General features: G+C 40.9%; 26 protein-coding genes and 2 tRNA genes. 8 read left to right on the top strand and 20 right to left on the bottom strand.

What is annotated here, in order from left to right:
• Positions 1-22: 22 nt before the first annotated feature.
• The 5 genes from FC36_RS03055 to FC36_RS03075 form a co-directional block, all read right to left on the bottom strand.
• Positions 23-790, bottom strand: coding sequence for a YibE/F family protein (locus FC36_RS03055; RefSeq protein WP_025020535.1), 768 nt, complete (start codon positions 788-790; stop codon positions 23-25).
• The gene (locus tag FC36_RS03060) at positions 777-1892 is read right to left on the bottom strand and encodes a YibE/F family protein (RefSeq protein ID WP_025020536.1); all 1116 of its coding nucleotides are present in this window, start codon (positions 1890-1892) and stop codon (positions 777-779) included. Before FC36_RS03060 ends, FC36_RS03055 begins: the two co-directional genes overlap by 14 nt.
• 95 nt (positions 1893-1987) lie before the next feature.
• Positions 1988-2728: a glucosamine-6-phosphate deaminase gene (locus tag FC36_RS03065; RefSeq protein ID WP_025020537.1), complete on the bottom strand. Its 741-nt coding sequence runs from the start codon at positions 2726-2728 to the stop codon at positions 1988-1990.
• Between the two features lie 110 nt (positions 2729-2838).
• Positions 2839-4464 (bottom strand): ABC-F family ATP-binding cassette domain-containing protein, encoded by a 1626-nt coding sequence (locus FC36_RS03070; protein WP_035190869.1) that lies wholly within the window; start codon positions 4462-4464, stop codon positions 2839-2841.
• 111 nt (positions 4465-4575) lie between these two features.
• The gene (locus FC36_RS03075) at positions 4576-5880 is read right to left on the bottom strand and encodes a hypothetical protein (RefSeq protein WP_056986705.1); all 1305 of its coding nucleotides are present in this window, start codon (positions 5878-5880) and stop codon (positions 4576-4578) included.
• 111 nt (positions 5881-5991) lie between these two features.
• Between FC36_RS03075 and FC36_RS03080 the strand changes: the two genes are divergently transcribed.
• Positions 5992-6237 (top strand): hypothetical protein, encoded by a 246-nt coding sequence (locus FC36_RS03080; RefSeq protein WP_025020541.1) that lies wholly within the window; start codon positions 5992-5994, stop codon positions 6235-6237.
• Here the strand turns inward: FC36_RS03080 and FC36_RS03085 are convergent.
• The 4 genes from FC36_RS03085 to purR all read right to left on the bottom strand — a co-directional run bounded on the left by FC36_RS03085 (position 6234) and on the right by purR (position 10221).
• Positions 6234-6731 (bottom strand): GNAT family N-acetyltransferase, encoded by a 498-nt coding sequence (locus FC36_RS03085; protein WP_025020542.1) that lies wholly within the window; start codon positions 6729-6731, stop codon positions 6234-6236. The two genes, FC36_RS03080 and FC36_RS03085, sit on opposite strands and share 4 nt — an antisense overlap.
• A 59-nt stretch (positions 6732-6790) precedes the next feature.
• Entirely contained in the window at positions 6791-7774 is a 984-nt protein-coding gene (locus tag FC36_RS03090; RefSeq protein WP_025020543.1) for a ribose-phosphate diphosphokinase, read from the bottom strand.
• Positions 7775-7869: 95 nt separating this feature from the next.
• Positions 7870-9270: a bifunctional UDP-N-acetylglucosamine diphosphorylase/glucosamine-1-phosphate N-acetyltransferase GlmU gene (gene glmU, locus FC36_RS03095; RefSeq protein ID WP_035187916.1), complete on the bottom strand. Its 1401-nt coding sequence runs from the start codon at positions 9268-9270 to the stop codon at positions 7870-7872.
• Positions 9271-9381: 111 nt separating this feature from the next.
• Positions 9382-10221, bottom strand: a complete 840-nt coding sequence (gene purR, locus FC36_RS03100; protein WP_025020545.1) for a pur operon repressor — start codon at positions 10219-10221, stop codon at positions 9382-9384.
• A 296-nt stretch (positions 10222-10517) separates the two neighbouring features.
• Between purR and FC36_RS03105 the strand changes: the two genes are divergently transcribed.
• The 3 genes from FC36_RS03105 (at position 10518) to ispE (ending at position 12460) form a co-directional block, all read left to right on the top strand.
• Positions 10518-10588 (top strand) — tRNA-Gly (locus FC36_RS03105).
• A gap of 128 nt (positions 10589-10716) precedes the next feature.
• Positions 10717-11529 carry a Cof-type HAD-IIB family hydrolase gene (locus tag FC36_RS03110; RefSeq protein WP_225349909.1) on the top strand — a complete coding sequence of 271 codons (813 nt, stop codon included), beginning with the start codon at positions 10717-10719 and terminating at the stop codon, positions 11527-11529.
• Between the two features lie 70 nt (positions 11530-11599).
• A complete protein-coding gene (gene ispE / locus FC36_RS03115) occupies positions 11600-12460 on the top strand; it encodes a 4-(cytidine 5'-diphospho)-2-C-methyl-D-erythritol kinase (protein WP_035190864.1) in 861 nt (286 codons plus the stop codon).
• A 75-nt stretch (positions 12461-12535) separates the two neighbouring features.
• On the opposite strand, the gene FC36_RS03120 is transcribed toward ispE, so the two are convergent.
• The 8 genes from FC36_RS03120 to FC36_RS03155 all read right to left on the bottom strand — a co-directional run bounded on the left by FC36_RS03120 (position 12536) and on the right by FC36_RS03155 (position 20216).
• Positions 12536-12772, bottom strand: coding sequence for a Veg family protein (locus FC36_RS03120; RefSeq protein ID WP_023859799.1), 237 nt, complete (start codon positions 12770-12772; stop codon positions 12536-12538).
• A 142-nt stretch (positions 12773-12914) separates the two neighbouring features.
• Positions 12915-13805: a 16S rRNA (adenine(1518)-N(6)/adenine(1519)-N(6))-dimethyltransferase RsmA gene (gene rsmA / locus FC36_RS03125; RefSeq protein WP_023859798.1), complete on the bottom strand. Its 891-nt coding sequence runs from the start codon at positions 13803-13805 to the stop codon at positions 12915-12917.
• Positions 13805-14368, bottom strand: coding sequence for a ribonuclease M5 (rnmV, locus tag FC36_RS03130; protein WP_025020547.1), 564 nt, complete (start codon positions 14366-14368; stop codon positions 13805-13807). The genes rsmA and rnmV overlap by 1 nt, the downstream gene beginning before the upstream one ends.
• Positions 14365-15129 carry a TatD family hydrolase gene (locus FC36_RS03135; RefSeq protein ID WP_025020548.1) on the bottom strand — a complete coding sequence of 255 codons (765 nt, stop codon included), beginning with the start codon at positions 15127-15129 and terminating at the stop codon, positions 14365-14367. The genes rnmV and FC36_RS03135 overlap by 4 nt, the downstream gene beginning before the upstream one ends.
• A gap of 47 nt (positions 15130-15176) precedes the next feature.
• On the bottom strand, positions 15177-17204 hold the full coding sequence (gene metG, locus FC36_RS03140; RefSeq protein ID WP_025020549.1) for a methionine--tRNA ligase: 2028 nt from the start codon (positions 17202-17204) through the stop codon (positions 15177-15179).
• Between the two features lie 71 nt (positions 17205-17275).
• A complete protein-coding gene (locus FC36_RS03145) occupies positions 17276-17974 on the bottom strand; it encodes an NAD-dependent protein deacylase (RefSeq protein ID WP_035187899.1) in 699 nt (232 codons plus the stop codon).
• Positions 17975-17998: 24 nt separating this feature from the next.
• Positions 17999-18940: a hypothetical protein gene (locus tag FC36_RS03150; protein ID WP_025020551.1), complete on the bottom strand. Its 942-nt coding sequence runs from the start codon at positions 18938-18940 to the stop codon at positions 17999-18001.
• A 1-nt stretch (position 18941) separates the two neighbouring features.
• A complete protein-coding gene (locus FC36_RS03155; protein ID WP_025020552.1) occupies positions 18942-20216 on the bottom strand; it encodes a hydroxymethylglutaryl-CoA reductase, degradative in 1275 nt (424 codons plus the stop codon).
• A 94-nt stretch (positions 20217-20310) separates the two neighbouring features.
• Between FC36_RS03155 and FC36_RS03160 the strand changes: the two genes are divergently transcribed.
• On the top strand, positions 20311-21090 hold the full coding sequence (locus tag FC36_RS03160; RefSeq protein ID WP_023859791.1) for a substrate-binding periplasmic protein: 780 nt from the start codon (positions 20311-20313) through the stop codon (positions 21088-21090).
• A gap of 33 nt (positions 21091-21123) precedes the next feature.
• On the opposite strand, the gene FC36_RS03165 is transcribed toward FC36_RS03160, so the two are convergent.
• From FC36_RS03165 to trpS, 3 genes are read right to left on the bottom strand one after another with little or no spacing between them, the layout of a single operon-like run.
• Complete coding sequence (locus tag FC36_RS03165) at positions 21124-21306, bottom strand: hypothetical protein (RefSeq protein ID WP_025020554.1); 183 nt, start codon at positions 21304-21306, stop codon at positions 21124-21126.
• A gap of 13 nt (positions 21307-21319) precedes the next feature.
• Positions 21320-22243, bottom strand: a complete 924-nt coding sequence (locus FC36_RS03170) for a Ppx/GppA phosphatase family protein (RefSeq protein ID WP_025020555.1) — start codon at positions 22241-22243, stop codon at positions 21320-21322.
• A gap of 32 nt (positions 22244-22275) precedes the next feature.
• Complete coding sequence (gene trpS, locus FC36_RS03175) at positions 22276-23295, bottom strand: tryptophan--tRNA ligase (RefSeq protein WP_023860142.1); 1020 nt, start codon at positions 23293-23295, stop codon at positions 22276-22278.
• Positions 23296-23605: 310 nt separating this feature from the next.
• Here trpS and helD point away from each other — a divergent pair, with 310 nt between their 5' ends.
• The 3 genes from helD (at position 23606) to FC36_RS03190 (ending at position 26733) form a co-directional block, all read left to right on the top strand.
• Positions 23606-25873, top strand: a complete 2268-nt coding sequence (gene helD / locus FC36_RS03180; protein ID WP_056986706.1) for an RNA polymerase recycling motor HelD — start codon at positions 23606-23608, stop codon at positions 25871-25873.
• Positions 25874-25926: 53 nt separating this feature from the next.
• Positions 25927-25999: transfer RNA gene (locus FC36_RS03185), tRNA-Thr, on the top strand.
• Between the two features lie 149 nt (positions 26000-26148).
• Positions 26149-26733, top strand: coding sequence for an RNA polymerase sigma factor (locus tag FC36_RS03190; protein WP_051527944.1), 585 nt, complete (start codon positions 26149-26151; stop codon positions 26731-26733).
• Positions 26734-26950: the final 217 nt, after the last annotated feature.

A 26950-nucleotide genomic window follows, 5' to 3' on the forward strand; every position in this document is an offset into this window, starting at 1 on the left:
CTGCAAAAAAGTGGAGCTTTTTTTAAGCTGCTTTATGACCTTGTTTTTTATAGTGGCGACGACCTACTAAATAAGTAGTGAGCCAAATAACCAAAATAACCGCCAAGGAAGAATATAAGACCTCAACACATTGGCCGACAAAAATCTTGGAATTGAGATAGTATGATGGTTTAGCACCCAATTTATCTAATAAGATAAAAAGTGCGAGATTGCTTCCAAACATCCCAAAAAATAAAGTATTGAAAGTCATTCCCATAATCTGAAAACCAATTGTGCGTCCACTTTTATAAAGTTGACGAAGCAACATGTCCGGTTGTTGTTCTAGCAACTCCTCCAAGCCACTAGCCACTGCAATCGCCGCTTCGGCAATTGCACCTAAAGTCGCTAACATGGTGGTAGCAATTGCTAATTGTTCAAAAGAAACCCCGATTAAAAGATTAAAGGCCTCAATTTCTTCTGATTGTTCATTGGCAAAACCATGAATTTGTAAAACTTTATCAAAACCAATAATCACCACCATAACTACAGCCATCACCAATACGGTAGCAATAAAAGCTAAGTTGGTCACATTTTCGTTATTATTTCCCATATAGATGGTAATCGCGAGGATGGTGACACCCGCAAAAATACTTACACTTAAGGGGGCAAAACCACTAGCTATCAACAAAATTGTGATAAACAAAATTACAAAGTTCAATACAACACTAAAGTAACCCACTAATCCTTGTTTTCCCCCCACTATGGTCATAACCACCAATAAAATTAGGGCTAATAAACTAATGGCTGACATCTTTTTTCCCTCCTAAAGCTTGAGCTGCCAAAAAGGCGGCTGTCGGTACCACTAAGGCAATACCAATCCCACTAATCAAAGATTGAACTACTCCAAGTGACATGGTCCATTCAAAGGTATAAGCAATAGTATTACCCGTCCGAAAATAAAGCACTCCTATGGCAAAACTTTCCGCAAAGAAAACTAAAAACAAGACATTAATTAGCGGACCCATGATAGACTTACCAACTTGGTGACCCGATTTAAATAATTGGGTCTTAGAAACTTCTGGCATGGAAGCCTTCATTTCAAAAACAGTCGAAACAATGTCAGTGGCCGCATCCATCACAGCCCCCAACAACCCAATTAAGGTAATTGAGAAAAATAATTGTTCGGGGTCTTGAGTCGCCATGTCTAAAGCTTCATAATGAAGACCTTTGCTATCAGTTAACCACAAAGCTCCATAGCCTAACAAGAGGCCTAAGCCCGTCCCAATAATAATCGAACTAAAAGTTACCCAACATTGCTTATTGAAGCCCAGCACAATCACTAAAGAGAGACCTGTAAAAATCAGGGCTCCCAAAGCGAAAATCCAAAAGAAATAAGTCTGATTCCAGGCGACATCAAATTGAACCAAAGCAAGGAAAATCACAAAATTAATGGCCACGCTAAACAAGGAACGTAAACCTTGAAAACGCATGGTTAAAAACAACAGACTAAAAATTAACCAACATAACATCAGTAGGTAAGTATCTCGTTTATAAGTTGCGATACTAGCATTAATCTTGCCCTTTTTAACCTGATGGACATCCAAGAATATTTGTTGACCAACCTTGAATTTCTGGTCCAATGCTCCTGATTTAGAATAATTATTTTTTAAATTTACGCTCCAATTACGATATTTTCCATTTAAGATTTTCAGTTTTAAATACTGACTAGTAACGCGATCGTGATTATCAAATTCATCGCTTTGCGCTTGTCCGGGACCATTGTTTACCTTAACCACCTGACCAATTGGTTGCTGGTATAAAAAAGCATCATGGCTAGTAACAACATAAATAACCAAACCCAACAATAACAAAGCGACAACTTCAAGTAAACGTGCGCTTTTATTTTTTAACACAAAAAGACTCCCTTACTGCAAACTAAGCCTAAAGTAACACGCTCGTAGGCAAAATAAAAGCCTTTGGTTAATTTTTAACCAAAAGCTTAAGAAATTCAATAAATATGTTGCACATGCTCAGTAACCCATTCGCTTGGTAAAAGCGCAGCAGCAGCCTCATCTAACAAAACCGTGACGTGGGGGTGCTTTTGTAAGACACTGGCTGGGAGGTCCTCCGTTACCTTCCCTGTAAGAGCTTCCTTGACAGCTTGGGCCTTTTCAGGACCAAAAGCCATTAGAAGAATCTGCTTGGCTTGTAAAATATTACCTATTCCTTGAGTTAAGGCCTGGGTTGGTACCTGACTTTCATCTTTAAAATAACGACTGTTAGCTTTAATGGTGGAAGGAGTTAAATTAACCACATGCGTAGTAGAGGTAAATGGTGTCCCAGGTTCATTAAAACCAATGTGGCCGTTTTGCCCGATACCTAAAATTTGGAGATCTATCGGATTTGTGGCTATAATCCAGTTATAGTGAGTACATTCAACCTTGGCTGAAGGGGCCATCCCATCAGGAAGATATGTTTCAGCGAAAGGTTTTTGGTTGAATAAGTTACTTTGCATATAGTAACGATAACTTTGGGGATGATTACCATCTAAGCCCACATATTCATCCAGATTAATAGCGATACAATCCCGAAAATCTAGGTCACTTTGGCATAATTCCCGATATAAACCCTCCGGGGTACCTCCAGTGGCTAAACCAAACGTCCGGGCTCCATGCTTATAAGCCTGGCGGAAAATTTTCACTCCTTGACGGTCTGCATCTTTTTGATTTTTTACAACAAGCACTTTCATAGCATTCTTCCTCTCTTGTACATTTTGGTATATACCAATTATACGTCTAGACCAATTTTTATGCAAGCGGAAACAAAAAGACCAGCCCATTTTTTGAGCTGATCTTGACCTTATTTGTATAATTCAGCAACTTGTGCTTGAACCGTTTCGTGGTTCAAAAATTCGTCATAAGTTGTTTCAATCCGGTCCACGCAACCTTTAGCAGATACTTCCACAATGTGGTTCGCTACGGTTTGAATCACTTGATGGTCATGGGAAGTCAAAATAATGGCTCCTGGGAAATCAACCAAAGCATCATTTAGAGAAGTAATAGACTCCAAATCTAAGTGGTTAGTTGGGTCATCCAAGACTAAGACATTAGCCTTTTGGAGCATCATTTTAGATAAGAGACAGCGAACTTTTTCTCCCCCAGATAAAACACCGACTTCTTTTTCGATATCATCTCCAGAAAAGAGCATCTTCCCTAAGAAACCACGTAAGAAAGTATTATCGTTTTCTTCTTTAGAAGCAAATTGCCGTAACCAATCTAAGATGGACTGATGTTTATCATCAAAAGCGGCGTTTAAGTCCCGACCCATGTAAGAACGACTAGTAGTTTGCCCCCAAGTCACTGTTCCTTCATCCGGTTGGATTTCACCTGCCAAGATTTGCATCATGGTTGTCGCCGCCAAGTCATTTTGAGAAATGATAGCCGTCTTTTCACCCGGACGTAAGATAAAGGAAATATTATCCAAAATTTTCACACCGTCAATGGTCTTCGAAACATTTTCAACTTTAACTAAGTCATTTCCTAATTCTCTTTCCATTTCAAACTTCACAAACGGATATTTCCGAGAAGATGGCTTGATGTCGTCCAAGGTAATCTTTTCTAATTGTTTCTTTCGGGAAGTGGCTTGTTTAGATTTAGAAGCATTAGCAGAAAACCGAGCGATAAACTCTTGGAGTTCCTTGATTTTTTCTTCTTTTTTAGCATTAGCATTCGCTTGTAGCTTAGCAGCTAACTGGCTTGATTCTAACCAGAAATCATAGTTCCCTACAAACATCTTAATCTTCCCAAAATCTACGTCACACATTTGGGTACATACTTGGTTCAAAAAGTGACGGTCGTGAGAAACAACAATCACAATGTTAGGGTAATCCGCCAAGAAATCTTCTAACCAGGAAATAGTTTTCACATCTAAACCGTTAGTCGGTTCGTCAAGCAATAAGATATCTGGTTGACCAAATAGGGCTTGCGCCAAGAGCACCTTAACCTTATCTTTTTCGGCTAATTCAGACATCATTTGGTAGTGCATGTCTTCACCAATTCCTAAAGATTGTAATAACTGAGAGGCATCAGGTTCGGCGTTCCACCCGTCCATTTCCGCAAATTCCCCTTCAAGTTCAGCGGCTCTAATCCCATCTTCTTCGGAGAAGTCTTCCTTAGCGTATAAGGCATCCTTTTCCTTCATGATTTGGTAAAGCTGTTTGTGTCCTTGAATCACCGTATCCATGACCGTAAATTCTTCAAAACCGAAGTGGTCTTGACTTAAGCTAGACATCCGCTCATTAGGCCCCATACTGATTGTCCCAGTAGTGGGTTTGATTTCGCCTTCTAATAGCCGTAAAAATGTAGATTTCCCAGCCCCATTGGCCCCAATTACCCCATAACAGTTACCCGGGGTAAATTTTAAGTTAACTTCATCGTATAAAAGACGACCTGAAAAGTTTAAACTTAAATCATTAACTGTAATCACGCTTTATTTTCCTCACTTTTTCTTTTTGCTCCCCTTAAAGTACCATACCTCTCCCCCAAAAAGCAAATTTTTCCAAAAGAAAAAGGCCCCGTAGGACCTTTGATACCATTTTTATTCATCTACAACTGGAATGGCTTCCTCATCAGTACCAGTTTCAACACTCTGTGTTACATTAGGTTCTTTATTACTCTGATTGCCATCATTACTACCACCAACTGGATTAGTTGGTGGAACATAGGAACTGTGGCTTCTCCTTGCAACACCACCATTGCTTGACGTTGCACTCCCCCATGGTGTAGTAGTTGTCGTAGTGGTATCTTCAGTTGCTTGATCGATAGTCTCTTCAGAAGATGATTCTGATTCTGATGATGATGCTTCAGAAGAACTTTCGCTAGAAACCTCTTCACTACTTGTTTCTTCTTGAGCGGAATCCTCCCGCTTAGCTAACACCTTTAGAGCCTTGGTCAACTTCTTATTGATTGTCTTAGCTTGCGCAAAGGCTTGATAGTCGGCAAGTTGGTCTTGTAAGTCCTTGACGTCATCTTCGCTAACAGACTGCTTTAACTTACCATGGCTATTGTAAAGATTATCTACCTTACCACTTAATTTACTTAGTTCATCAGCCTTACTTACCAAATTATTATAGAATTTTACACGTTTTGCATAATAGGTTGGTAAAACCGTTTCTACACTGGTTTCACTTAAATTATTTTTAAGCTGGCTCGCATCACTTCCCACAGATGACTTATACAATCCTGCCATATCTTTCAAATCTTGACTAGCATCACGATCTTCTAAGGCTTGCTTTCCTGCCTTGGCTAAACGCGCATACTTTTGTTTTTCAGAGGTTTCAGAACCACTTTTAGCGTACGCTGCCAACTTGTTCATATCACTTTGACTTGCTTGATCAGTTAAATCGCTTTGGTCATTCGTAAAAGCTCTAGCTACAATATCTTGGGCTTCTTGGGCAGAAACATCTTGGTTGTTACTCTTGCTCAAGAAGAAGTAGCCTCCGATGACAACTAATAAGAGGGCTAACACCAACCAAAGTAACTTTTTGCCACCTTTTTTACCCCCCTTATTCTTGGAAGACTTGTGTCCTTTATGGTGGGGAGAAACGCGCCGTAGGGGGGCATTTCCCGTCACGGGAACTTCCGCTTCTTGTGTTGAAGTTAGATGCTCAGAAGATGCCTCTCTTTCAGGCTTTTGCGTACTTCCAAAGGAAATCCGGTCATTCTCATCAAAATTAACTTTTTGTGACTCTTCTTTTTTAGCCTGTGAATGCTTACCTGAAGGTTGCTTGAAGATATCAATGATTAATTCTTTTTGCGCAGAACGTTTGGCGTTTTTGGCCTCTTCTTCGCGCCGACGCTTCTCAGTACGAGAAAGTAGTGTTTTTTCATCTTTTTCAGTCATTTTTTTCTCCTATATTTTTAAAAAATTTATACCAAATGGCTTTAAATTTAACTCAATTTTATCATTTCCGTGCTAGAATAAAGTTAGATAAGATACGAAAGGATGAGTATTATGAGCGAAAATGTTTTCTTTAACCCTGGTCAAGCCATTGCCAGTGACTATGACTATAACAAAGCCTATATTGCCGCCCAAATCTATCACCAAAAGTCACAAGCCCCCGTCCTAATTGTGCAAAGTAAAGACGGACATCCTTACTATATTTTTGATGAAGCCACAGCCCTTAAACAAGAAGAAGCTGTCAAAAAACAGCAACAAGCTTATCACGTGGTCTCTCGTATCACGCCCGAAGATCATTAAACTTCTTTTAAGTATTCATTAAATCCCCGGCCCCTAGAGCTGGGGATTTTTTGATAAAACCGATATCCGCAACGTTTTACTACCGCCTGACTTCGCTGGTTATCTTCTCTGATTAAAGCATGAATTTCATGTAAATTCAACTTTTCTTTGTTGAGTTTTTCTAAAATTCCCACGGCCCGCGTCATAATCCCTTGACCCCAGGCAGAAGACGCTAACCAATAACCGAGGTCCGCCTTACCTTTTTGCCAATCAATATCATGCAGATCAATCATTCCAACTAACTTCGGGCCTTGATAAATCAGATAACTCCGACAATTATCGGTCAATACTTCTTTGGCTATTATGTATTCTAGATATTGGTCTAAATCCTGGTGGTTTTGAATCTCGTCGACCCAACTGAGCTGCTGATTAAGCTCCTGACGACTTTGATCTAGGACCTCAAAAAATTCCTGGCGGTCTACCTCAAAAATACTTCTTAAACTAATTACTTGCACTCTTTCACCTCCTGACAAAAAAAGTCCGCACAGCACGGACTTTCTTCATTTTTTTGTATTTAGTTTGCTTCTGGGTTACGGAAACGTGTATTAAACAATGGACTAACTGGTTTGTTTTCGTGAATCCGCATAATGGCATCCCCAATTAAAGGACCAACGGAAACTTGAACCAATTTTTCAATTTGTTTTTCTTCTGGTAATTGAATGGAGTCTGTTACCACCATCTTCTTGATTGGTGATTTTTCAATCCGTTCGATGGCTGGACCAGAGAAGACAGGGTGCGTAGCACAGACATAAACTTCTGTTGCACCAGCATCCTTTAAGGCTTGCGCTGCCAAAGTAATCGTTCCAGCCGTATCAATCATATCATCGATTAAGATACAACGCTTGCCTTCAACTGAACCAATAATGTTCATCACTTCGGCCACGTTAGCCTTAGGACGACGCTTATCAATGATGGCAATTGGCGCCTTCAAAAATTCAGCTAACTTCCGTGCCCGAGTTACCCCACCATGGTCCGGTGAAACCACAACCGCGTCTTTTTCCAAACCGTTAGTTAAGAAGTAGTCCGCCAACAATGGAGCTCCCATCAAGTGATCAACAGGGATGTCGAAGAAACCTTGAATTTGCGCTGCGTGTAAGTCTAAGACGATGGCCCGGTCAGCCCCTGCCTTTTCGATCATATCTGCGACTAACTTAGCTGTGATTGGTTCCCGCGAACGAGCTTTACGGTCTTGACGCGCATAACCGTAGTAAGGAATTACCACGTTAATGGTTGCCGCACTAGCACGACGTAAGGCATCAACCATAATTAATAATTCCATCAAATTGTCGTTAACTGGTGCAGAAGTTGATTGGACAATAAAGATTTCGTCCCCACGGATACTTTCTTCAATGTTAATCCGGATTTCTCCATCGCTAAAGCGGTCAACTGACATCTTACCTAAAGGAATGCCAACTGTTTGAGAAATCTTTTCAGCTAAAGGTTTATTTGAGTTCAAAGCGAATATTTTCATCTGTGAACCAGCGTTTTGTTCAGACATAACAGCCTCCATAATTTAATTCAGTATTATCCATCTATAAATATAAGTCATTTTCCCGGTTAAAATCAAGCTCTTTGACAAAACTTTTCGGGTTATTACTCATTTTTTGTTTCTGCATCTTTGGCTGCTTGCGCCACTGGGTAACGGTCGAAGTAGCCCTTCTTATTTATCTGACGCCCCCGAGCAATTCCCATATCATGGGCATCAATATCATCGGTAATCGTAGAACCAGCTGCTACATAGGCATGGTCAGCAATATTGACAGGACCAATGATGTTAGAACCGGAACCGATAAAGGAGTAGTCGCCAACATTCGTGTGGTGCTTATTTACCCCATCGTAGTTCACAAAGACCGTCCCACAACCAACATTGATATCTTGACCTAAAGTGGCATCGCCCACATAAGTTAAGTGACCAACCTTAGTATTCTTACCCAAGGTAGCCTTCTTGACTTCGACAAAGTTACCGATGTGAACACCTTCGCCGATGTCGGCTTGTGGGCGCAAATGACTGTAAGGTCCAATGTTAGAGCCTTGACGCATAATGGCATTTTCTAAATAAGAAGAAGTAACTGTTACTTGATTTTCGAGTACAGTATCCACCAAAGTTGAGTTAGCCGTAATGTAGCAATCTTCACCAATCACAGTTTTACCCTTGAGGCTTACACCGGCTTCAATGACTGTATCAGCTCCAATTTGTACATCAGCATCAATGTAAGTCGCTGTAGGGTTAACTAAAGTTACCCCGTTTTGCATGTGACTTTGGTTAATCCGCGCTTGCATTACTTGGCTAGCCTTAGCTAAAGCCACACGGTCGTTAACCCCCATAGATTCTTCAAAGTTCTTCATTTGGTAAGCCGCGACCACCTTACCTTGACTTTGGAAAATTTCCATCACATCAGGTAAGTAGTACTCACCTTGAGCATTATCATTTTTGACTTGGTGTAAGGCTTCAAAAAGCGCCTTGTTGTCGAAGCAGTAAACCCCCGTATTAATTTCTTGTACTTCAGCTTCTTCAGGTGTAGCGTCCTTTTGTTCCACAATTTTTTCCACAATACCAATTTCATTGCGAATAATCCGGCCGTAACCAAAAGGATTAGGCGTGTGGGCGGTTAAAACCGTGGCCACCGCACCTTTAGATTGGTGATATTGGAATAATTCTTGGAAAGTTTGGGCGGTAAACAAAGGCGTATCACCACAAGCAATCAAAGTCATCCCATCTTGATCACCTAAGATATCTTCAGCCTGTAAGACAGCGTGGCCGGTCCCTAGTTGTTCTGCTTGTAAGGCATACTTAGTCCGGTTACCTAAAGTTTCTTCTACTTTTTGTGCCCCATGGCCGACAATCGTTACCACTTCATCCATATCATTTTTTTCGATTTGGGTTAAGACATGATCCACCATCGGCTTACCACACACAGGGTGTAAAACCTTGTATAATTTGGATTTCATCCGGGTACCTTTACCCGCTGCCAAGATAACGGCAAATTTTTTCATCAAATTTCACTCATTTCTCTAAACACTTAATTTTTACCTCCCTATTATAGCGCATTTAACCTTGACTTTCATCAAGCAAAAAAGCAACGACAGCTGTCGTTGCTTAACCAGTTATTTTTCTTCAGGACCAAAGACCTTGTCCAAATAATTACCGGCACTCACAGAAATGGTCTTGTCCACCGTATTAACTTGGTCAACCTTCAATAAAGAGGTGTACTCATCAACCATGCGCTTGCCTTCGAAAGAACCTTCAGCAAAAACAGTAATTCCGACGAGTTCAGATTCGAATTCTTCAATCATACTCTTCATCCCATTAACTGTCCCGCCGCCTTTCATAAAGTCATCGACGACTAAGACGTGAGATCCACGCTTAAGACTACGCTTAGATAATTCCATCTTTTCAATCCGTTCACTAGAACCAGAAACGTAATTTACGGAAACCGTAGAGCCCTCGGTAATCTTAGAATCCCGACGAACAATCACAAAAGGTACATTAAGATAACTAGAGACACTTTGCGCAATAGGCACACCTTTAGTAGCTACCGTCATCACAGCATCAATTTCCTTATCAATATATTGACGGGCAATTACACGACCAACTTTACGTAAGACATCAGGGCGTCCTAAAAGATCAGATAAGTAAACGTAACCACCTGGTAAAAGCCGATCTTGTTCTGATAATTCACTGGTCATTTGTGCAATAAAATCGCGCGCTTCATCTTCAGAAATAGAGGGAATAAAACGCGCTCCTCCAGCAGCTCCCGGAATAGTTTCTAAAATTCCAATTCCTCTTTGAGCAAAAGTCCGTTTCACAATCGCCAAGTCTTCAGATATTGATGATTTGGCCGATTCATAACGTTCTGAAAAGAACGTTAAAGAAATTAAGGTGTGTGGTCTTTCTAATAAGTAACGTGTCATATCAATTAAGCGATCACTTCGTTTGGTTTTCAAATTTATCCTCCTTTAGTAGCATCTGCATTTTTTATTAATTACACTTGCTATTATACGTTATCTTTCGTTGTTTTCCTAGTTTTTTCCTAAAAAATAAACACAACGTTCGTTTTATGTAAAATTTCGATACCTTTTGACTAGCTAAATTTTTCATTTCATCTAAAAAAATTAATGTTCGTCAATAAGCAACCTAATTAGAATATCATTCTCATCCCTGAGCGTCAATCTTTTCTGGAAAAAAATTTTATTTTAGCTTGATTTTTAAACCTTTCTACTCTATAATAGTACCTGTTATTGCGGGTGTAGTTTAGTGGTAAAATCCCAGCTTCCCAAGCTGATGTCGCGAGTTCGATTCTCGTCACCCGCTTATCGTTTATATTATGACTTAACCTCCTGTTTTATCAGGAGGTTTTTTACTTACCTTTGGTAATTATTTTTGCAAGTGGAGGCGTTTTCTCTTATAATAAATTTAAAAATATATGGGAGCTGATTTTCTTGATTAAATTAATTGCAACTGATATTGATGGTACCCTGGTCAATGATGATAAAAAGCTTAGCGCCAAAACTATTGCTACCATCAAAAAAGCCCGTCAAGCTGGAATTTATGTGGTTTTATGTACTGGTCGTCCCCTCAGCGGTGTCGCTGAATATCTTGAAGAGTTAGGTCTAACCAGTGATGATGATTATGTTATCACCTTCAACGGAGCAGCAGCCCAAAAAGTCGCCAGTCAAGAAGTGCTCTTCAAACACACTTTAGAATTCGATGAATTCCAAGAACTCTTGGACTTTAGCTTAGCCAACCAAATTAAGCACCAAATCATTACTCCTGACAACCAAATTTATACTTGTGATTTTGATGTAAGCTCCTACACCGTGCTCGACGCATTCTATACGCACATGCCACTACATGTACGTACCAAAGCCGGCTTACCCCAAGATTTGACTTGTGCGAAGTTTATGTGGGCCGATCAAAAAGAAAATCTCGACCGCGGGGAAAAGATTTTACCTGCTAAACTCAAAAACGGTCTCTACACTGTTCGCAGTGAAGACTGGTTTTTCGAATTTCAAAATGCCAAAGCCACTAAAGGTCAAGCCGTCTACCAACTAGCAGAACACCTTGGCATCAAACCAGAAGAAGTAATGACGGTTGGCGATCAACAAAATGACCTTTCCATGCTAACACCAGACTTCTTTGGCGTTGCCATGGGCAATGGTAACGATTTGGTCAAAGCGGCCGCAAAAGTTACCACGGCTAGCAATAATGATGATGGTTTAGCTCAAGCAATCGAAAAATATGTCCTCAACTAGTTTGCGCCCTCTTTCTTTTACAAGTATAATGAAAGCAATATAACTTATCGTACTTGGAGGTGAACCCGGAGTGGAAATTATAGAAAAAGCCCCTGCTAAGCTGAATTTAAGCTTAGATACCCCTTTTCGCCACCCAGACGGCGAACCCGAATGGAAGATGGTCATGATTGCGGTGGACCTGGCGGACTATGTAACCGTTAAAACCATCCCACAAAGTCGTAAAATCACGGTCCAAACTAATTCCGGTTTCTTACCTTGTGACAAGCGTAATCTAGCCTATCAAGCAGCTCTATACTTACAAAGCAAGTTCGACATCAATGAAGGGGTAGCCATTTCAATTCAAAAAAATATCCCTGTTGCCGCCGGCATGGGAGGAGGGTCCGCTGATGCGGCCGCCGTCTTACGTGCCCTAAACCGCGCCTGGCAACTTGGCTTATCTAAAGCTGAGTTAGCGCAAATTGGGTTGCAAATTGATTCCGACGTCCCATTTTGTATTTATAGCGAACCCGCTCTAGTTACCGGCCGTGGTGAGGTTATCACCCCTTTGGATACCTTACCTCCTATGTGGATTGTCATCGCTAAGCCCAAAGATAGTGTCTCCACACCGTCGATTTTGCGACAAATTGTTGAGGAAAATATCGACCACCAAGATGTGGATGCAGTTGTGTCCGCCCTAAAAACCAAGGATTACCTAGCCTTGGCTCGCCACGCCGGGAATGCCTTGGAAGGTTTAACTTCCCAAAAACATCCAGAAATTTCCCGGATTAAGGAAAAATGCCTCAAATTTGGGGCTGACTTTGCCCAAATGAGTGGTACGGGGCCTACTGTTTTTGGTGTCAGCCAAAAACACAGCCGAGCCCAACACATCTATAATAGTCTTCGTGGTTTTTGTAACGAAGTCTACTTGGTCAGACCCATCCAACTTAGCTAAAGTCCTGCTTCGCCAGGACTTTTTTTGCAATGCAACAAAAAAGCCACCGGATTAAATCCGCCGACCACTGGAAGATTATGCTTCAAAATCTAACTTGATAGTGTTAGTCAACACATCGCGGTAACTGTAAGATACTCTTTCGATGCTTTCTTCTTCACCGACCAGTTCCACAATAAAAATTGCCGGGAAGGTACTAGCCAAGGTCCCATGGTGAACCTTTTCGGTATTACTACGGCCCTTGATAGTTACGGTCAAAGGCTGGCCTAAATGCTCATCGAGATTATGCTTGATTTGTGCCAAATTTGTAGGCATGATATCACCTCTTTAATAAAACATTTTACCACAGAGTAATCAAAAAGTAAAATTATACCATACCAACTTATTGAATTCAATCTATAATTCAAAAAATCCGCTAGTTTTTTTACTAGCGGATTTTGAGACTAAAAGACTGATTTTAAGCAATTCCAAGCGCCAACAAGGCATCTGACAAAATAATGAAATCGTGAATGGTCAGTCTTTCCGCCCGCACACTTGGAGCAATCCCTACTTTTTCTAAGGCTTGAGTCATCGTCGCTTTAACTTCTGAATCTTTTCCATAAAGGCCTTGAAGGTTATTCCATAGACTCTTTCTCCGGTGCATGAAAGCTCCACGTACTAACTTATTGAAGTGTTTTTCATCTTGGGGCTTTTCTGCAATGACTTCCTTCTTCTTGAGGGCAATAATGGCTGAGTCAACCTTAGGCTGTGGCATGAAGACCGTCTTAGGGACAATAAAAGCAATTTCTGCATCCATCGCATATTGAATCCCAATGGATAAAGAAGAATAATCCTTGCTACCAGGTTGAGCCGAAAGTCTTTGCGCAACTTCTTTTTGCATCATCACCACAATCGTCGCAAAATCAATACCTGATTCCAGAAGATGCATGATAATTGGCGTTGTGATGTAATAAGGTAAGTTGGCCACCAACTTCAAATTATGTTTACCATCAAAATTTGCCGCAATTAAAGCCGCTAAATCCGCCTTTAAAACATCCTGGTGGACAATCGTCACATTATCATAAGGTGACAAGGTTTCCCCAAGGACCGGAATTAAACGGTCATCAATTTCTAAGGCCATTACTTGATGAGCCCTTTTCGCTAGTTGTTCTGTTAAGGCCCCAATCCCTGGGCCAATTTCAATCACATCATCTTCAGGACCGACTTCGGCTGCAGCTACAATATTCTTCAAAATATTAATGTCAGTTAAAAAATTTTGGCCTAAACTCTTCTTGAAATTCAAGCCGTAAGTTTCCATGATTGCCTTCGTCCGTGTCGGTGAGGCAATTTCAGGGATTTGGTTGGTCATTAAAGTTCCTCCGTAATTTCTTGCATTGCTTCTTCAAATTCTTCCGGGGTAATTTGGAAAAGATTCAAGCGCTTATGAAGTTGTTTGCCATTGGTATAACCAATATGCAAGTATTCTCCCAATAATTGGCGCTTCTTCTTAGCATCTGCTCCTGACATTAACCCCGCTTGCATTAACATGGTCTTGGTAATTAGTTCTTCACCTTCAGGTTCTTCCGTATACAGATTCTTCAAGGCTGATCGAATCGCTTCAGGACTAGCATGTTCGACCCCAAGACTACCTTGTCCATGAGGCACAGCTTCTCGGCGATTTAAAAAGGCGTGTTTCACACCAGGAACGGCCTCACGAATTGTCTTACGAATTTTTTCCCCTGAAAAATCTGGATCTGTAAAGACAATCACGCCTCGCTTGTCATGTAATTCTTCAATATATTCTAAAGTTTCATCGCTAATGGCAGAGCCCCGCGTTTCTAAGGTGTCGGCATTCACGGCCTGGTGAATGCGTTCCGTATCGGACTTACCTTCCACCACGATGACTTCTCTAATCTTTAATTTTTCCGTCATATTCCTAAAATTCTTTCTGTATTCTCCGTCGTTTTTTGGGCTAATTCTTGCGCAGATAGACCTAGCTTTTGAGCTAAAAATTCCAAAGTATAGCGCGTCATTGCCGGCTCATTCAACCGCCCTCTAAAAGGTAAGGGTGTTAGATAAGGCGCATCCGTTTCTACCAAAATTTTATCCAGTGGTGTATTTAAAGCCGCATCTAAAACTTCCTTAGCATTACCAAAAGTCACTACTCCACTATAAGACAAATACATGCCTAATTCAAGAAACTTCTGTGCCCATTGTTGATCACCATTAAAAGAGTGCATAATTCCTCCAAATTGATCAACCTGTGCGGCCTTTAAAATAGGATAAGTATCAAAAATCGCATCGCGATTGTGAATCGTGACTGGCATATTTAATTCTTTGGCTAAATCTAGCTGGCGCTTAAACACCGCCTTTTGTTGGTCATGATCTACTTCATTATGGTAGTCTAGCCCAATTTCACCTAAGACTTTAACCTTTTCATGTTTCAATAAATCTAACAACCATTTTTCCATTCGATCATCATATTTATCAGCACTATCCGGGTGGATGCCAACGGCACCATAAAAGTGGTTATACTTTTCAATCAAGGGCAACATTCTTTGCGCGCTTTCCTGGTCGTAAGCCACAATTAACATTTGTTTAACTTCCATTGCCAAAGCTCGCTCAATTACATCAGGAATATCTTGAGCAAATTGCCAAGCATTAATATGAGTGTGGGAATCAAAAATCTGCATTTTCTACCTCTATTCTGCAAAAAAAGCAGCTTAAAGCTGCCTTTTTCCTATCCTACCAATGAACCGTTAGGAATGTTGTCATCCACCGTCAATAATTGAACAGTCTCGCCAAATTCTGCTGATAATAACATCCCCTGACTAATTTCACCACGCATCTTCCGAGGTTTCAAATTCGTCACGGCCATCACTTTCTTACCAACTAATTTTTCAAAATCTGGGTACCATTGAGCAATTCCAGACAAGATTTGACGGTCACCTTCATCACCAGCATCCAAACGGAATTTCAAAAGCTTGTCAGCCCCTTTTACCTTAGAAACTTCCTTGATTTCTGCAACTTTGATTTCAACTTTATCAAAATCATCAAACTTAATGGCATCCTTAGTTAAGAGTAAGTTACTATCTTCAGGGTTAAAGTCTGCCTCTTGCCCCTTAGCCATATTCTTGCGTCCCTTAGCCTTTTCATTTGCCGTCATTTGACTCTTAATGTAAGCTACTTCGGCTTCCATATCCAAACGTGGGAAAATTGGTGTCCCCTTAGCGACAACTTGCGTAGCTGTTGGGTAAGCAAAGAAGTCTACCTCAGTTAAGCCCATATTTTCTAACGCCAAACCTAATTGAGTGAAAATTTCTTTTGGTGCATGCGTCATCACTGGTTGAATCAAAATAGCAATTTCACGTAAGGCCGCTGCCAAGTGGGCTAAGACACTATCTAATTCTGCTACCTTGCTTTCATCCTTAATTAAGGCCCATGGTTGGGTTTCATCAATGTACTTGTTAGCCCGAGAAACAAACTTCCAAACAGCGTCTAAAGCATTAGAGAAACGCACTTTTTCCATTTCTTCTTCGTAAGCCACTACTGTTTCTTTAGCCGCTGCTTCGAGGGAAGCATCAAATTCCGTTACACCTGCGACTAACGCTGGTGTCTTACCGTCACGATATTTGTTAATCATAGCTACCGTCCGGTTCAATAAATTCCCCAAGTCATTAGCCAAGTCGTAGTTAACTTTAGCCACAAAGTCTTCTGGTGTGAAGACCCCATCATTTCCAAATGGTACGGCCCGCATGAGGTAGTAACGTAAAGCATCTAAACTATAACGGTCAGCTAAGGTTTCAGGGTAAACCACGTTACCTTTAGACTTCGACATCTTCCCATCTTGCATCACTAACCAACCATGACCAATAATGTGCTTAGGTAATGGTAAGTCCAAAGCCATTAAGATAATTGGCCAATAAATAGTGTGGAAACGTACAATTTCCTTACCCACCATGTGAATATCAGCGGGCCAGAATTTCTTGAAGAGACTGTCATCTTCCCCAGTTTGGTAACCCAAAGCTGTGATGTAGTTACACAAAGCATCAATCCACACATAAACCACGTGCTTAGGATTAGAAGGCACCTTAACCCCCCAGTTAAAAGAAGTCCGTGTTAAAGCCAAGTCTTCCAACCCCGGTTTAATGAAGTTGTTCAACATTTCATTTTTCCGACTTTGAGGAATAATGAAATCAGGGTGTTGGTCATAGTATTCCACCAAACGATCTGCATACTTGCTCATCTTGAAGAAGTAACATTCTTCTTCTACCAATTGGACTTCGTGGCCGGATGGGGCAATTCCTCCTATCATTTGACCATTTTCATCACGGAAAACTTCCTTTAATTGTGATTCCGTAAAGTATTCTTCGTCAGAAACAGAATACCAACCACTGTACGAACCTAAGTAAATATCACCTTGGGCTAGCAATTTTTCAAAAATATTAGCTACGGCTTTTTCATGGTAGTCATCTGTCGTTCGAATGAATTTGTCGTTAGTAATTTCTAACTTCTTCCATAATTCTTGAATATCGGCGGCCATCTTGTCGACATATTCTTGAGGTTGAATTCCCAAAGCTTCAGCCTTTTGTTCAATTTTTAAACCATGTTCATCAGTTCCTGTTAAGAAGAAAACTTCGTAGTCTTGCAAACGCTTGTAACGCGCTAAAACGTCACAGGCGATAGTTGAGTAAGAGTTACCGATGTGTAAGCGCCCAGAAGGGTAGTAAATCGGCGTGGTAATGTAAAATGTCTTTTTTTCTGCCATGTCAGCGATTCCTTTCTGCACAATTTGTCAATAGTTTTCATTATAGCATAGTTTTCCTTATAATTGACCCCTTAAACCTGGACTTGAGCAAATTGCTCCCTGGCATCCCCGATAATTTGTTGTGCTCCTCGAGGCAAAGACAGTGCCTCCCGATTTAAAGCTACAACTTGCGCTCGAGACTGACGATATTCCAATAAATCAGCAAAAGGATAGACAACCAGCGAGGTACCACAAACTACCAATAAATCTGCTCTTTGGATTGCGACTATCGCCCTTTGAAGCCGTGATGTAGGAATCCCTTCTTCATAAAGAATGATATCTGGTCGTAAAACACCGCCACAACCTATGTGGATGGGACTAGCCAAATAATCCTGATAGGATAAATGTCTTTGACCACATTTTTGACAAAAAATTTCGTAAAGATTACCATGAAACTCCACCAAACAATCCTCGGGGGTTCCAGCCTGACGATGTAAATCATCAATATTTTGGGTGATAATTTTCGCCCGACCTTTTTGTGCAAGCTGCGCCATTTTTTGGTGGATAACATTGGGTTGCGCCTTGGGGTAATACATTTTTTGCACAAACGCGTAAAATTTCTGTGGCTCTTTAGCCAAACAAGTGCGACTCAACAAATATTCCGGCCGTTCTTTGCCACCATAAAGGCCACCTTTGGAACGGTAGTCTGGAATTCCCGAAGCCGTTGAAACGCCTGCTCCAGTCAAAAAAACAATCTTTTGCGCTTGATCCAAATAAGTTTGTAAATCCATTTCTATGCGCCCCCTCTGCAACAACTAACGGATTAAGTAAGTAAAACCAAGTTCTTGTAGGTACTGTCCTACTGGTTGTTCGTAGAGACGTTTCATCTCCTCCGGACTAGATTCTGCAGGTAAAGAGAGGACAAAGGAGTTTTGCCCATCATTTTTAAAACGACCAATATAAGCATCCTTGAATTTCAGATTATCCTGTAAATTGCTATGGTAAATTTCAAAGAGTTGACTTAATTGTAGGCGAGTTTGTCTCTGACTCAAAACCGGACTTAGGGTCATAAATTCCTTAAGCCCCATCGGTGCATATCCTGCATCTTGTAAGATTTGGTCAAAACCATCCCATAAGCGCACAATCGCCCGACGCACATTACTTGGTGTGTTAAGTTCTTTTTCCAACATTACTTGATAAAGCATTTGAGCATAACGGAAAGAGACAGGATTATTTTGGGCAAACAACTGGATTATATCTTCATCACCACCTTGGAAGAAAACCAAAGCGTCTAAAAGTGTCAAAATCCGTAAAACTAACCATTGATCAGCTTCTTCTTCCTTAGGGAAACGTTGTACGACCCCTTCTAAATAAAGCTGTTCGATTTCTTCCGTAATAAAGCCGCGCTTCCTTTGTTCTTGATAAATACGGGCATGCAAAACTGCGCTATATAAGTCACTCCCCGCAGCAGTCAAAGTCGCATCTAAGTCCTTATCACCGGTCGTAACATTCACGCTTGCTTGAGGTGTCTTATCAAACATTAACATGAAGTGCAAGAGTTCATGAGAAATTGTGTATTCAGGAGCTGTTTGGTCATAAACATCAACTTGCACCTTACCATCAGCGACATAATGTTGCCCGTGGTCATGGCGCAAATAACCAATTTTTTCATTTTTGGGGTAGTTGATTTGTATTTCTTGGGGATGGATTGCTTTTACCTCTTCTAAAAGCGCTTCTAAAGCTGGACTAAATGTCATATTAATTTCCTCGACTTTCACGTATTTGTGCTAATAATTGACGGGCGCTATTTTCATCACGTTTACCCGCCTTTTCCATTTGGGCTACTAGACTAGTAACCTCACTTTGAGTGGCTCCCACTTTGACTGCCAGGGTCTTTAATTGTAGGTGCATATGGCCTTTTTGAATTCCGTCAGTGACTAAAGCCTTCAGAGCTGCTAAATTTTGTCCCAACCCAACCGCAACAATCACCGTTGCTAGTTGTTTTGCATCCTTAATTTGTAGGAGCTGGTGATTGGCCTTTACTAAAGGAATGACCCCAATCGAACCACCTACCGAACCAACGGGCATAGGTAGGGTCAGACTACCATGAAGCTTACCATCTTGATAGTTCCATTGACTTAAACCACGGTACTGACCATCACGACTAGCATAGGCATGAGCACCTGCTTCAATCGCACGCCAATCATTCCCCGAAGCAAGCACCACCGCATCGATTCCGTTCATAATTCCCTTATTATGGGTGGCAGCCCGAGACGGATCTAATTGTGCTACATGACTTGCTAGAGCAATCTTTTGGGCGACCTCTTCACCGGATAATTCTCCTTTGGCTAGGAGTTTCGGTTCAATTTCACAAGTTACCGTCACTAAACTATGCACAGCATAGTTGGATAAAATCGCCATCAAGACTTCTTGGCCCAGTTCTTGACGTATTTTTTGAGCTAAGGCTTCTAGCATTGTGTTCAACATATTAGCTCCCATGGCTTCTTGAACGTCAACCGCTAAATCAAGTGACAGTAAGCCTTCACTTTCGGAAAGAATCCGTACTTCTAAAAAACGTGCGCCACCACCACGTTTCACAATAGAAGGGTGAGCTTCATTGGCACAGGCCAAAAAATCAGCTTCCTGAGCTAAAATTGTTGCTTTCAGTTTGGCAGGCTCCGCCACCTTTTCTAACACCACCTGCCCTACCATTAAGCGTTCCGTAATATGACTTTGAAAGCCCCCAGCCCGTTTGACCAGGCCGGCTCCATTACTGCTAGCAGCAACCACCGAGGGTTCTTCCGTGACCATTGGAATCAGGTACTCATGACCATCAATAACATAATTGGTAGCTAAACCTTGGGGTAAGCTATAATCAGTCACATAATTTTCAATCAAGCTATCAAATAATTCGGCTTGGTGACCGTTTACTTGGAATAATTTAATTTCATCATCAGATAATAATTGGCTTTGCGCCAAAATGGCGAGACGCTCTTGCCAGGATTTTTGATAAAATTTATGGATTGCTTTCATGAAGACCTCCATTAAGACTTAAGAATTTCCTTAATTATACCACAGATTATCTTTGCTATAATGAGTGAGGAAACTATCGAGAAGGTGAAGTTATATGTTCAAAAAATTTTGCTTGGCCTTGGCCAGTACCCTTTTAGCTTGGGGATTAGGACTAGAAATTAGCCAGGCACAAACTATTAAAATCGGAATTTTAAGTAATCCCAGTGCCATAAATTTAAAAAATAAAGCCTATGCTAGTTATCAATTTGACCGCGCTTTAGCCCACAAGGTCTTTCCCAACGACCAAATTAAATTTTACCCTCGCACACAAGCACAAAGCTTGCTTACAGACTTGAAAAAACAAAAATTAGACTTAGTCATGGGACTTGAGGCTCAGAGCGACTTGCAAAATTCGCCCAGTTACTTAAATCCTGGTAATGTCCTCTTTACCCGTCATGACAGCAAGTACAAATCCCTTGCTAAGTTAACTATAAAGCAAAAAAAAGTCGCCCTTCTGGCTTCTGGCAATCAAGGGCCTCTCTTAAAACAACTCGGTCTAAAAACTAAGCGTTACCCTTCAGTTGCGGCCATCGAAACCGCCTTAGCGCAAAAGCAAGTCGCCGCCGCTGTGATCACAGACTACCAATATCAAAGCTACCTCAGCCAAAAACCAACCTTAATTGCCGCCAAAGATGTAAATAACCGCATAGAAACTGATCAAATTTGGGTCCGAATTGCCGAACCACAAATCACGGCCCAACAATTGGTCTTTACCTCCTACCACCAACTACAACTTCAAAAACAAATTAAGACTAAGTTGGCTCAACTCAAAAAACAAGGGCAACTAACAGAATTATCAGAAAAATACTACCACCAAGATTGGTCATATCGTTAAAAAGCCAAGCAGCGCACTGCTTGGCTTTTTAACTTAAATTTTTCCGAAAAGATACGATCCCCCGAGGACGGCGATAATAACTCCCATCCCAATAACCGATAATTTTAAAACCGCAGCAATTAAAGCAATAATTACTAGCCAAAAAATTATTCGAAAGGAAATCTTTAAAATTTGCCACCCCAACCAAATCAATAACAACATCAGTAGAATGGTCATCGTATTTACCTCACTATTCTTCTGTCAAACTACTTGCTAAGAGTCCTTCACGAACCCCACTTTCTGAAAAAATAAGCTCAGGAATTGCTAATTGGGAAATCAGTTGAGCAATGGGCGTCAAGCCCCCCAAAATAATATCTGCTCTTTCACCATCAACACCTAGTTTAGCGACCCGTTCGGCTTGATTTAATCCGAGCCATTCAGTGTAAATATTTAAAAAACTCCGGGCTGACATCCGAATCCCATGGAAATCCTCAAGTTCTTGTCCCCGACGTCTCATTTCCGCCCGCGCTACCACTCGATTAGCCCCGCCTAAGAGGACTAAAGGTAAGTAACGGCCTTCAAAGAGCCAAAGCTGTTCATTGATTAAATCTTGAATAAAACCTTGGAATTTGAAAAGATTTTGCGCTGAAAGAAGATCTTGAGCATGAAATTTTTCCGTTAAACTCACAGCCCCATAAGGAATACTTGTTAAATCCACCGCAATCCCATTTTTGACCACGACAAGTTCAAAACTGCCGCCACCCATATCACAAAGCACAAAATTATCGAGTTTTAAGGCATTACGCGCACCAACATAATCATAGTAGGCTTCCATATCACCAGTGAGAACCTGCACATCTACCCCGGTTAAATCCTTAACCAAAGCTAGAAAATCAACTTGGTTGCTCGCAACCCGCACGGCAGCGGTCGCAATCGCACGTACAGTTACATCTGGGTAACTTTCATAGATAGCTTTGTAATCTGCCAAAGCTTGTAACGTTCGCTTAATCGCCGAATCTTGGAGCGTTTTCACTTCGCCTTGGCCCATATTTTCAGCCATCCGTGTCATCTGCTTTTCGCGTCTAACTTCTTTAAATTGGCCCCCCGGTAAAACCTCACTAATAGAAAGGCGTGTTGAATTAGAGCCTAAATCTAAAATTGCAATATAAGCCATTTAATCCCCTCAACTTTTCTCTTGACTATTCTTTAACCAAAATAGTTAAGTCCCATTGCTTCTTTAACTTCTTTCAAGGTTTGCTCAGCAACGGCATTAGCCTTTTGACTTCCTTCCTTTAACATTTGATAAACGGCCGGCATATCTTGGGCAAATTCCAAGCGGCGTTCCCGAATCGGAGCTAGTTTAGCTTCCAAGACCTCGTTTAAGTACCGTTTAATCTTTACATCTCCTAACCCACCTTTTTGGTAGTGTTCCTTTAATGCTTGCACATGTTTTTTATCATCATCGAAAATATCTAAATAAGTAAAGACGACATTACCTTCAACTTGACCAGGATCTTCAATATGGATATGGTTAGGATCAGTGTACATCGACATAACTTTTTTGCGTAAAGTATCAGCATCATCAGATAAGTAAATTGCGTTACCTAAAGACTTACTCATCTTGGCATTTCCATCTAAGCCAGGAATCCGCCCTTGTCCCTTAGGTGGGAAGTAGCCTTCTGGTTCAACTAAGACTTCCTTACCGTAAATAGAGTTGAAGGAACGCACGATTTCACGGGTTTGTTCCAACATTGGTTCTTGGTCATCTCCCACGGGTACGACACTAGCCTTGAAAGCCGTAATATCCGCAGCTTGACTAACAGGATAAGTAAAGAAACCTGCCGGAATAGAACGTTCAAAGTTCTTTTGTTGAATTTCGGATTTGACCGTAGGGTTTCTTTCCAAACGCGAAACAGTCACTAAGTTAAGGTAATACAAGTTCAATTCAGCCAAAGCTGGAATTTGAGACTGAACAAAAATCGTGGTCTTAGCTGGATCCAAACCTACGGCCAAATAGTCTAGAGCTACTTCAGTTAAGGACTTACGAATTTTTTCTGGATCACGAGCATTATCCGTTAAGGCTTGTTGGTCTGCAATCATGACGAAAGGGTCGTATTCGCCACTCTCTTGCATTATAACCCGATTCTTCAACGAACCTACATAGTGTCCAATGTGTAATTTACCGGTTGGTCGGTCTCCAGTTAATAAACGTTTTTTTACTGTCATTTTTGACTTCCTTTCTGCTAAAAAAGCCCTAAACTCCCCCCTAGGGAAAGATTAGGACGAATTACCGTGGTGCCACCTAATTTGCAGGCTAACCTGCCACTTTAAGTATCTAATTTTAACTCTCCGAAACCCAATTCAGTTTTGCCCCTTTTTCCAGCTACCAAGGAGTCTCTGAACTAACCTACTTTATTTCCTCACTGAGTTCTCAATTTCAATTGTAGCCGATTTCTTCAGGGCTGACAAGAGCATTTACATTGTATTTTATCCTCACTATGATAAGATGAAAAAGACAAAAAACGAGGTGAATCTAATGCAGGAAGAACAACAAAAAGAACAAGTCCGCGTCGACAACGTATTGGCCAAAATTAAAGACAGTATCCAAAAGCAAGAAGCCGAAGTCCAAAAGGCCGAAGCCGAACGGTCTTTGGTGGAAAAAAACTATGTCCAAAATGCCCGCATCAATACCTTAGAAGTTGATGACCAAATGGAAACTAACGCCGAAGTCCAACAACAAAAACAACTGGTAGCCAAAAACTTAGAAAATGAAACTATCCTAAAGAACCAACTAGAAGTGCTCAAACTCCTCAAGGACAGCCCCTACTTTGGTCGCATTGACATTCAAGATCCTGGCGATGACGTCGAACAGCTTTACATTGGTACAGCCTCATATGTTGATGAAAATCAAGATTTTCTAATTTATGACTGGCGCGCACCAATTTCTTCCATCTACTACAATGGAACTCTGGGGTCGGTCGCCTATGAAACCCCTGGTGGCCAATTTACCACCGAATTATTAAAAAAGCGGCAATTTAACATTCAAGAAGGCCAAATCGTCAACATGTTTGACACCAACGAAACCATTGGCGATGAAATTTTACAAGCTGTTTTAGGACAACAAAGCGATGAATATATGCATAATATTGTAGCAACCATCCAAAAAGAACAAAATGATATCATCCGTGATACCTACCATGACCTGCTCTTAGTACAAGGGGTCGCCGGTTCAGGAAAAACCTCGGCAATTCTTCAAAGAATTGCCTTTCTCCTTTACCATAGTCGCACCGAATTAAGTGCCGACCAAATTGTCCTCTTTTCGCCTAATTTACTGTTTAGTCACTACATTTCCGAAGTGTTACCCAGCTTAGGAGAAAAAAACATGCAGCAGGTAACCCTGGCCCAATTTTTAGCCCAAAGACTCCAAGGACTCAAGGTCCAGACCCTCTTTGAACGTTATGAAGAAAAAGAAAAACTCTCCGCTCAGGTACTAACCGCTCGTCAGGAAAAAGAAGCGGCGAACTTTATGCACTTAGTAGAAAGCTATGTTGCCACCGTACCTGCGACTGATTTGAAGTTCAATGACCTCTACCTCGAAGGACAAGTGATCTTCACTAAAGAAGAAATTCTTACCCTCTATCAGGAATTACCTAGCTTAATGCAACCTAAGCACCGCTTTGAAGAAACCAAAAAACAACTCTTCAGCCTACTCAAAAAACGCATACGTACTGAAAGCCACCAAGATTGGGCTCAAGAAGCGGTGAATTATCTCTCTGACCAAGAATACCACCAATTACTGGTAGATAAATCTAAATTGGAAGATGACTATCAAGGACAATTAGATTACTTGGCCTACCAATTAGTCAAAAAGAAATTTGCTCCGATCTATGACGCTATCTACAATAATTTCTTCTTCGATGCTTATGCACAATATAGCCATTTCTTAGGGCAGGTCCTCCCAAATGGTTTAGCCAGCTATAACGAAAACTTAGAGTTCCACCAGCTCGCGCTCGAAGACTGTGCACCCTTACTTTACTTACGCGATCTCCTAACCGGAAATGGTCAAAACCGAAGTGTGGCTCACCTCTTCATCGATGAAATGCAAGACTATACCCTGGCACAATTAATTTATCTCCACCACGCCTTTCCAAAGGCGAAATTAACCTTACTAGGGGATGCCGAACAAGCGCTCTTTAATCCCTTGATTAGTCCCCGGGATTTCTTGCAAAAACTTCAAGAAAATCTCGGAATAAAGAAATCACGGGTGATTTCTTTAAACAAGAGCTACCGTTCAACTAAAAATATTACGGATTATATGAAGGCTATTCTACCAGATGGTGATTTAATTCAGGCTTTTACGCGTCAAGGAGACCTGCCCCGAGTGTTGGTAAGTAATAATCAAGAATTAGGACTAGCAACGCTAAAAAAGGAAATTCAAGCCCAATTAGCTCAAGATAGCACAGTTGCGCTAATCACCAAGGATGCTCAACAAAGTCAAGAACTCTATTATGCCCTCCACCAAGACTTTGATCTAACCTTGCTAAATAACAACGACCAAGGCCTACCTAAGGGTGTTATTATTCTACCAATTTATCTAGCTAAGGGCTTGGAATTCGATAATGTGATTGCCGTCGACGTTTCAGCTACAAATTACCATGGTCCAGACAGTCTGGGAATCTTATACACAATTTGTTCACGTGCAATGCACCACTTAACTTTGATTTCCTTCGGACCTTTGGCAGAACCCCTTAAAAAAATTGATCCTGATTTATATCAACTGCAAGCCGATTTCTATCTAGCTTAAGATTATCTTGCAATTACTTAGCCCCTATAATATACTTATTTAAGTAATTGTTTGCCACTTTAGCTCAGTAGGTAGAGCGCCACCATGGTAAGGTGGAGGTCACCGGTTCAAACCCGGTAAGTGGCTTAGTTTTAAGACCGGAAATTCGTTTTCCGGTCTTTTTTGTTTCATATGAAACATTCTGCCCTCCTCCGACCTTATAAACCGTTTACATTTAACTTTAATTATCGCTATGATAGGTAAGTACACATAATTATAGAAAGGTCGTGTCGTCTTTGGACATCGAAATCAAAGTTCTCTTGGAAGAAATTCAAAATAGTTCTAGCAGCAAGGCTTTCAGCCAGCTCTTTCTCAAGTTCCGTCCTCTGGTCAACTTCGCCATCAATAATTTTCAATTCCGTCATTATGAGGTGGATGACCTACTCCAAGAAGCTCGGATTGTTTGTTATCAAAGTGCACTCACTTTCAATACGAATAACTACCCTCTCTATGGTGCTTACTTTAAGAAGTCTCTCTTCAACCGTTTTAATAGTCTACTCCGCTACGATCTTTCTCATCGGCGTGCAGCAACTAAAGCTGACCTCTCTTATGATCAATTTTACGAAGAGCACGCTGCCTATTTCCATACCCATCTTAAAACTGAACTAGACATTGATACCCGTCTTGCAATCGAAGAAGTTTTACCTGATATTCCAGTAATTTTTTCAAATTTAGAATATCAAATTTTTAATTTACATTGTATTCAAGACCGAAGTGTCAAAGAAATTGCACAACTTCTAGAAATGAAAGAAATGACCGTTTACGGGGCTATCAGTCGTTGTCGCAAGAAGATGAACTCTTTAAAAATCAACAGAAGATAACTACTAGTTTTTCTGAAAAATAGCGACAGTAAAAGCCTTAAGAAATCAAAGTTTTTAAACGTAATTTCTTAAGGCTTTTGGTTTATAAGACTTTTTCCAAACTCTCTTTTAATATGTAAAAAAAGGAAGTCGAACTTGACTTCCTTTTTAACTGCATAGCGACGTCCTACCCTCACAGGGAGCGATCTCCCAACTACTCTCGGCGCTATCAAGCTTA

Source organism: Ligilactobacillus equi DSM 15833 = JCM 10991, from assembly GCF_001435735.1.
Classification (GTDB): domain Bacteria; phylum Bacillota; class Bacilli; order Lactobacillales; family Lactobacillaceae; genus Ligilactobacillus; species Ligilactobacillus equi.

Excerpts from the sequence above, each read along its gene's own strand:
- FC36_RS03055 (WP_025020535.1), bottom strand. The coding sequence starts at position 790 with ATGTCAGCCATTAGTTTATTAGCCCTAATTTTATTGGTGGTTATGACC.
- FC36_RS03065 (WP_025020537.1), bottom strand. The coding sequence starts at position 2,728 with ATGAAAGTGCTTGTTGTAAAAAATCAAAAAGATGCAGACCGTCAAGGA.
- FC36_RS03075 (WP_056986705.1), bottom strand. The coding sequence starts at position 5,880 with ATGACTGAAAAAGATGAAAAAACACTACTTTCTCGTACTGAGAAGCGT.
- FC36_RS03080 (WP_025020541.1), top strand. The coding sequence starts at position 5,992 with ATGAGCGAAAATGTTTTCTTTAACCCTGGTCAAGCCATTGCCAGTGAC.
- FC36_RS03090 (WP_025020543.1), bottom strand. The coding sequence starts at position 7,774 with ATGTCTGAACAAAACGCTGGTTCACAGATGAAAATATTCGCTTTGAAC.
- glmU (WP_035187916.1), bottom strand. The coding sequence starts at position 9,270 with ATGAAAAAATTTGCCGTTATCTTGGCAGCGGGTAAAGGTACCCGGATG.
- FC36_RS03120 (WP_023859799.1), bottom strand. The coding sequence starts at position 12,772 with ATGCCTACAAATTTGGCACAAATCAAGCATAATCTCGATGAGCATTTA.
- rsmA (WP_023859798.1), bottom strand. The coding sequence starts at position 13,805 with ATGACCAACCAAATCCCTGAAATTGCCTCACCGACACGGACGAAGGCA.
- rnmV (WP_025020547.1), bottom strand. The coding sequence starts at position 14,368 with ATGACGGAAAAATTAAAGATTAGAGAAGTCATCGTGGTGGAAGGTAAG.
- FC36_RS03135 (WP_025020548.1), bottom strand. The coding sequence starts at position 15,129 with ATGCAGATTTTTGATTCCCACACTCATATTAATGCTTGGCAATTTGCT.
- metG (WP_025020549.1), bottom strand. The coding sequence starts at position 17,204 with ATGGCAGAAAAAAAGACATTTTACATTACCACGCCGATTTACTACCCT.
- FC36_RS03145 (WP_035187899.1), bottom strand. The coding sequence starts at position 17,974 with ATGGATTTACAAACTTATTTGGATCAAGCGCAAAAGATTGTTTTTTTG.
- FC36_RS03150 (WP_025020551.1), bottom strand. The coding sequence starts at position 18,940 with ATGACATTTAGTCCAGCTTTAGAAGCGCTTTTAGAAGAGGTAAAAGCA.
- FC36_RS03155 (WP_025020552.1), bottom strand. The coding sequence starts at position 20,216 with ATGAAAGCAATCCATAAATTTTATCAAAAATCCTGGCAAGAGCGTCTC.
- FC36_RS03160 (WP_023859791.1), top strand. The coding sequence starts at position 20,311 with ATGTTCAAAAAATTTTGCTTGGCCTTGGCCAGTACCCTTTTAGCTTGG.
- FC36_RS03165 (WP_025020554.1), bottom strand. The coding sequence starts at position 21,306 with ATGACCATTCTACTGATGTTGTTATTGATTTGGTTGGGGTGGCAAATT.
- FC36_RS03170 (WP_025020555.1), bottom strand. The coding sequence starts at position 22,243 with ATGGCTTATATTGCAATTTTAGATTTAGGCTCTAATTCAACACGCCTT.
- trpS (WP_023860142.1), bottom strand. The coding sequence starts at position 23,295 with ATGACAGTAAAAAAACGTTTATTAACTGGAGACCGACCAACCGGTAAA.
- helD (WP_056986706.1), top strand. The coding sequence starts at position 23,606 with ATGCAGGAAGAACAACAAAAAGAACAAGTCCGCGTCGACAACGTATTG.